This window comes from Isoptericola sp. NPDC056578 (genome assembly GCF_042793275.1).
Taxonomy (GTDB): domain Bacteria; phylum Actinomycetota; class Actinomycetes; order Actinomycetales; family Cellulomonadaceae; genus Isoptericola.
In genome coordinates this window covers 67,175-73,937 of record NZ_JBHTVC010000022.1, presented here as the reverse complement: position 1 = coordinate 73,937, position 6,763 = coordinate 67,175, and the positions used below count along the sequence as shown (strand labels likewise).

Annotated in this window: 4 protein-coding genes; 1 reads left to right on the top strand and 3 read right to left on the bottom strand. The window is 75.0% G+C overall.

What is annotated here, in order from left to right:
• Positions 1-8: 8 nt before the first annotated feature.
• From ACFQ80_RS11005 to glnA, 3 genes are all read right to left on the bottom strand, one after another.
• Positions 9-1,079 carry a DUF808 domain-containing protein gene (locus ACFQ80_RS11005; RefSeq protein WP_430563690.1) on the bottom strand — a complete coding sequence of 357 codons (1,071 nt, stop codon included), beginning with the start codon at positions 1,077-1,079 and terminating at the stop codon, positions 9-11.
• Positions 1,080-1,231: 152 nt separating this feature from the next.
• Complete coding sequence (locus ACFQ80_RS11000; RefSeq protein WP_430563689.1) at positions 1,232-4,432, bottom strand: bifunctional [glutamine synthetase] adenylyltransferase/[glutamine synthetase]-adenylyl-L-tyrosine phosphorylase; 3,201 nt, start codon at positions 4,430-4,432, stop codon at positions 1,232-1,234.
• Complete coding sequence (gene glnA / locus ACFQ80_RS10995) at positions 4,429-5,766, bottom strand: type I glutamate--ammonia ligase (RefSeq protein WP_429764241.1); 1,338 nt, start codon at positions 5,764-5,766, stop codon at positions 4,429-4,431. Before glnA ends, ACFQ80_RS11000 begins: the two co-directional genes overlap by 4 nt.
• Before the next feature lie 118 nt (positions 5,767-5,884).
• On the opposite strand from glnA, the gene panB reads away from it, so the two are divergent.
• Positions 5,885-6,757 carry a 3-methyl-2-oxobutanoate hydroxymethyltransferase gene (gene panB / locus ACFQ80_RS10990; protein ID WP_430563688.1) on the top strand — a complete coding sequence of 291 codons (873 nt, stop codon included), beginning with the start codon at positions 5,885-5,887 and terminating at the stop codon, positions 6,755-6,757.
• Positions 6,758-6,763 lie beyond the last annotated feature (6 nt).

The window sequence follows — 6,763 nt, the reverse complement described above, 5'->3', positions numbered from 1 at the left end:
CCGCCGCCTCAGGCCCGCGGACCGTCGGTGGGCTCGTCGGTGGGCCCGTCGGTGGACGTCGCCTCGACGTCGCCCTCGTGCTCGGTGGCGTGATCGGCCGGGTGGTCGGCCGGGTGGTCGGCCGGGTGGTCGGCCGAGTGCTCCTCACCGTGCTTCTTCCCGAACGGCAGCACGTGCATGACGGCGACGACGACGGCTCCGACGACTACGCCGACCAGGGCGGAGAAGAACGTGTTGACCAGCCAGCCGAGGAACCCGCCGATGCCGGGCACGGCGTGCGCGACGGCCTCCTCGAGGTGGTGCACGAACGCGTAGGGCGCGTGCCAGCCGAGCTCGTCGGTGCCGGTCAGCAGGATGTGACCGCCCACCCACAGCATCGCGACGGTGCCCACGACGGAGATCACGGCGAGCACCTTGGGCATCCCGGTCACGAGGGCGCGCCCCACGCGCTGGCTGGTCCGGGAGTCACGGCCCGCGAGGGCCAGGCCCATGTCGTCCATCCGCACGATGAGGCCGACGACGCCGTAGACGATCACGGTGATGGCGAGCGCGACGACCAGCAGGATGACCAGCCGCGAGAAGAACGGCTCGTGCGCCACCTCGTTGAGGGCGATGACCATGATCTCCGCGGACAGGATGAGGTCGGTGCGCACGGCGCCGGCGACGAGGCTCTTCTCGGCCTCGGGGCCCACCGTCGCGGCGGGCTTGTCGTGCCCCTCGTGCCCGCGCAGGCGACCCCAGATCTTCTCGGCGCCCTCGAAGGCCAGGTACGTGCCGCCCACCATGAGGATCGGCGTGAGCAGCCACGGCGCCCACTGGCTGAGGATCAGGGCCACCGGGAGGATGTAGAACACCTTGTTCCGGATCGAGCCCCAGGCGATCTTCTTGACGATGGGGATCTCGCGGTTCGCGGCGACGCCGTGCACGTACTGCGGCGTCACGGCGGTGTCGTCGACGACGACGCCCGCCGCCTTCGCCGTCGCCTTCGCGGCGGCGGCCCCGACGTCGTCGAGCGAGGCGGCGGCGAGCTTGGCGATCGCCGCGACGTCGTCGAGCAGGCCGAGCAGGCCGGCGCTCACGCGACCGCTCCCGAGGGTCGTCGGCGAGCGGTCGGCGCGCCCGCGGGCGACGGCATGGGCTGATGCATGCCCCAGATTCTGCCGTACCCGCGGGCGCCTCCGGGAGGGGTCTCAGCGGAAGGCCGGCTCCGCGGCCCGACGCCGCGCCGAGGTCACTCCTCGCCGTAGAAGACGCGCTCCACGACCGCGCGGGCGCGGCGGGCCGTGCGCAGGTAGAGCTCCTCGAGCTCTCCCCCGGTGCCCACGTCGCCGAGCAGGGCGGCGACGCCGGACAGGTCGCGCGAGTCGTGCGGCAACCGGTCGGTCTGCGCCCCCGTGGTGCGCCCGGACCAGAGCACGACGGCGGAGCGCAGGCGCGAGGCGAGCACCCACGCGTCGCGCAGCTGGGCGGCGTCCTCGGGGTCCAGGAGCCCCGCCGACGTCGCGGCGTCGAGAGCCGCGACCGTGCCGGTGGTGCGCAGGCCCGGCACCTCGCCCGCGTGCTGCAGCTGGAGCAGCTGCGCCGTCCACTCGACGTCGGCGACGCCGCCCCGGCCGAGCTTGAGGTGGCGCGAGGGGTCCGCACCGCGGGGCAGCCGCTCGGCCTCGACGCGGGCCTTGATCCGGCGCACCTCGCGCAGGTGCGCGTCGTCCAGCCCGCCGGCCGGGTAGCGCAGCGGGTCCACCAGCGCCCCGAACCGGGTGCCCAGCGAGTCCTCTCCGCCGACGTCTCCCGCCACCGGCCGCGCGCGCAGCAGCGCCTGGGCCTCCCACACGCTCGACCACCGCCCGTAGTACTCGGCGTACGAGTCGAGCGTGCGCACGAGCGGTCCCTGCCGGCCCTCCGGCCGCAGGTCCGCGTCCACCGGCAGGGTCGGCTCCGGGCCCACCTCCGACAGCAGCGCCCGCAGGCGCGTCGCGGCGCGGGTGGCGAAGTCCTGCGCGAGCTGCGGCTCGGCATCCGGCACGGGCTCGTGCACGAACATCACGTCGGCGTCGGAGCCGTACCCCATCTCACGGCCGCCGAGCCGCCCCATCGCGACGACGAGCAGCCGTGTGGGGTTCGCCTCGCGCGACTCCCCCAGCCCGAGCTCCGTGCGCGCGACGTGCTCGGCCACGCGCAGTCCGCCCGCCAGGACGACGTCGGCCGCGTCCGAGACCGCGGCCGCGGCGCCCACGGGGGGCAGCAGCCCGAGGACCTCGGCCGCGCCGGTGCGGGCCAGCTCCCGCCGGCGCAGGGCCCGCAGCCGCTGCGCGGCGGACCTCGGTTCGTCGGCCCGCGTGAGGATGGCGTCCGCCTCCGCGGCCAGCCGCTGCGGGCCACGGGGGTCGAGCCCGGACGTGTCGGCCAGCCAGCGCACCGACTCGGGCGAGCGCGCCAGGGCCTCGGCGAGGTACGTCGACGACGCCAGGAGCCGGCTCAGGTGGTAGGCCGCGTTCTCCGAGTCGCGCAGCAGGCGCAGGTACCAGGGCGTGGCGCCCAGCTCGTCGGACAGCTTGCGGAACGCCAGCAGCCCGCCGTCCGGGTCGGCGCCCTCGGCGAACCAGCCGAGCAGCACGGGCAGCAGCTGCCGCTGCAGCGCCGCCCGGCGCGACGTGCCCGCCGTCAGGGCCACGACGTGCCGCATCGCGCCGTCGGGGTCGCGGTACCCGACGGCGGCGAACCGCTCGCGTGCGACGTCCGGGGACAGCGACAGCTCGGCGTCCGAGAGCTGCGCCGAGGCGGGCAGCAGCGGCCGGTAGAAGACCTCCTCGTGCAGGGCGCGGACCTCGCGCCGCGTCGCGCGCCAGCGCTCGAGGAGGCCTGAGGCGCCCTCCGCGCGCATGCCGAGCGACCGCGCGAGACGGCGCAGGTCCTCCTCCGCGGTGGGCAGCAGGTGCGTCCGGCGCAGCCGGTACAGCTGCACCCGGTGCTCCAGCGCCCGCAGGAACCGGTAGCAGACCGCCATCCGCGCGGCGTGCTCGCGCCCGACGTACCCGCCGGCGGCGAGGGCGGCGAGCGCGGACAGCGTGTGCGGCGAGCGGATCTGCGGGTCGGCGCGACCGTGCACCAGCTGCAGCAGCTGCACCGTGAACTCGACGTCGCGCAGGCCGCCCTTGCCCAGCTTGATCTGCCGGTCCGCCTCGGCGGCGGGGACGTGCTGCTCGACCCGGCGGCGCATCGCACGGGCGTCCTCGACGAAGTGCTCGCGGTGCACCGCCGACCAGATGAACGGGTCGACCGCCGCGCGGTAGTCGCGCCCCAGCGCCGCGTCGCCGGCCACGGGGCGCGCCTTGAGCAGGGCCTGGAACTCCCATGTCGCGGCCCAGCGCTCGTAGTACGCGACGTGGCTCGCGAGGGTGCGCACCAGGGGCCCCTGCGCGCCCTCGGGCCGCAGCGCGGCGTCGACCGGCCACAGGGCCGGCTCCGCGGAGGCGGCCGAGCACACCCGCTGCAGCCCGGTCGCGAGGCGGGTGCCGACCGCGAGCGCGGCCTCCTCGTCGAGGACGCCGCCGTCCGGCAGCTCGCCGGGCTCGCACACGTACACGACGTCGACGTCGGAGACGTAGTTCAGCTCTCGTCCGCCGGTCTTGCCCATGCCCAGGACGGCGAGCCGCACGCCGGCGCCGTGGTCGTCCAGGTCGGCCCGCGCGACGGCGAGCGCGGCCTCCAGCGCGGCCGACGCCAGGTCGGCGAGGGCCGCCCCGACGACGGGCATGCGGGTCAGCGGCTCGCTGGCGGTGAGGTCGTCGGCGGCCAGCGCCAGCAGCCGGGCGCGATACGCCCGGCGCAGCGCGTCCGTGGTGGTCGCCGCGTCCGCGTCCGGCCAGCCGACGCCCGGCCCGGAGCCCGGGTCGGCGGCCACCGGCACCGCGGCGTCCGGGTCGGCGCCGACGGCGCGCAGCAGCGCGGCGCGCACCTCGGCCGGGCCCTTCAGGGTGCGCGGGCCGGGGTCGCCGCCGTCCTCCCCCTCCCTCTCGTCGTCGGCGTCGGCGTCGTCGAGCTCGTCGGCGTCGTCGGCGTCGAGCGCCGCGCCGTCGGGCACCGCGAGGACGTCGAGCAGCTCGGGCCGGCGCACCACCTCGTCCCCCAGGGCGGACGACGCCCCGAGCACCGCCAGCAGCCGGGTGCGCGCCCGCGGCGAGGCGCCCTCGTCGAGCAGCGCTCCGAGCCGCTCGCGCGCATCGGGGTGCTCCGCGAGGCGCACCAGCTGCAGGAGCGCCAGGTCCGGGTCGGCGCAGGCCCCCACCGCCCCCAGGAGCGCGTCCGCGCGCCCGGGCGCCGCGAGGGCGTCCTGCAGCGCCTCGTCGGACCAGAGCGACGCCGACCGGGTGAGGTCCGCGAAGCCGGCGTGCAGCAACCGGCTCGTGAGGGTCGGCGGACGGGCGGTCACAGGTTCTGCAGGAACCGGCGCAGCTCGTAGGGCGTCACCTGCGCGCGGTACGCGTCCCACTCCTGCCGCTTGTTGCGCAGGACGAAGTCGTAGACGTGCTCCCCGAGCGTCTCGGCCACCAGCTCGGAACGCTCCATGAGCTCGATCGCCTCGTCGAGCGACTGCGGCAGCGGGGCGATGCCGAGCGCGCGACGCTCGCGGTCCGTCAGCTCCCAGACGTCGTCGCCCGTGGCCTCCGGCAGCTCGTAGCCGTGCTCGATGCCCTTGAGTCCGGCGGCGAGCAGCACCGCGAACGCGAGGTACGGGTTCGCCGCCGAGTCGAGGGCCCGGTACTCGACGCGGGCGGAGTTGCCCTTGCCCGGCTTGTACATGGGCACGCGCACGAGGGCGGACCTGTTGTTGTGGCCCCAGCAGATGTAGCTGGGAGCCTCGGCGCCGCCCCAGAGCCGCTTGTACGAGTTGACGTACTGGTTGGTCACGGCCGTGATCTCGGCCGCGTGCACCAGCAGGCCGGCGATGAACTGCCGGGCCGTCTTCGACAGCTCGAACTGCGCGCCCGGCTCGTGGAAGGCGTTCTGGTCGTCCTCGAACAGGGACAGGTGCGTGTGCATCCCCGAGCCCGGCTGATCGGCCATCGGCTTGGGCATGAACGACGCGAAGACGCCCTGCTCCAGCGCCACCTCCTTGACCACCGTGCGGAAGGTCATGAGGTTGTCCGCCGTGGTCAGCGCGTCGGCGTACCGCAGGTCGATCTCGTTCTGGCCCGGCCCGGCCTCGTGGTGGGAGAACTCCACCGAGATGCCCATCGACTCGAGCATCGTGATCGCGGCCCGGCGGAAGTCGTGCGTGCTGCCGCGGGCCAGGTGGTCGAAGTAGCCGCCGTTGTCGACCGGGACCAGCGGGTCCTCCGGCGCCGCGAGCTGGTTGAACAGGTAGAACTCGACCTCGGGGTGCGTGTAGAAGGTGAACCCGCGGTCGCTGGCCTTGGCGAGCTGCCGCTTGAGCACGTTGCGCGAGTCCGCGAGGGAGGGCTCGCCGTCCGGCGTGAGGATGTCGCAGAACATGCGGCCCGTGCCGTGCCGCTCACCGCGCCAGGGCAGCACCTGGAACGTCGTCGGGTCGGGCTTGGCGATCATGTCCGCCTCGTAGACCCGCGTCAGCCCCTCGATGGAGCTGCCGTCGAAGCCGATGCCCTCCGTGAACGCCTGCTCGAGCTCGGCCGGGGCGACCGCCACCGACTTCAGCACCCCGAGCACGTCGGTGAACCAGAGCCGGATGAAGCGGATGTCGCGCTCCTCGACCGTGCGGAGCACGAACTCCTGCTGCCTGTCCATGAGCCCATCCTGCCCGAGAAGTGTTAACGGGGTATGTCCTGGCGCCTGCCCCGCGCGCGCCGGGCTCCGACCTGGACGGATACCCGGTACCACGCGTCGGAGGCATAGGCTGACCGCCATGTCGAACCCCGGTCCCGACGCCGCCGCCGACGTCGCCGCAGCCCCCTCGCCCGCCGCCGACCTCACGCGCCGGCGGCGCGTCCGGGTCCACCACCTGGCCGAGGCCAAGGAGCGCGGCGAGAAGCTCACGATGCTCACGGCGTACGACGCCGTCACGGCGCGGATCTTCGACGCCGCGGGTCTCGACCTGCTGCTCGTCGGCGACTCGATCGGCAACACCATGCACGGGCACGCGACGACCCTGCCCGTCACCCTCGACGACATGATCCCGCCGGCCCGCGCCGTCGCCCGGGCGGCCGAGCACGCGCTCGTCGTCGTCGACCTGCCGTTCGGCACCTACGAGGCCGGGCCGGAGCAGGCCCTCGCCTCCGCCGTCCGCGTCATGAAGGAGACGGGCGCCGCCGCGATCAAGCTCGAGGGCGGCCGCCGGTCCGCCGCGCAGATCCGTGCGCTCACCGACGCCGGCATCCCCGTGGTCGGGCACCTCGGCTTCACGCCGCAGTCGGAGAACATCCTCGGCGGGCCGCGCGTGCAGGGCCGGGGCGACGACGCCGCGGAGGCGTTGTGCGAGGACGCGCTCGCCGTGCAGGAGGCCGGGGCGGTCGCCGTCGTGCTGGAGATGGTGCCGGTGGAGGTCGCGGCGCGCGCCACGGAGATCCTGCGCATCCCGACCATCGGCATCGGCGCGGGGCCGCGCGTGGACGGGCAGGTGCTGGTCTGGACCGACATGGCGGGGATGACGGACTGGTCGCCGCGGTTCGCGCGCCGGTTCGCCGAGGTCGGCAACCTGTTGCGGCAGGCGGCGCAGGACTATGCCGCCGAGGTCCGCGGGGGCTCGTTCCCCGACGCCGCGCACTCCTTCGAGCGCTAGGCGGGC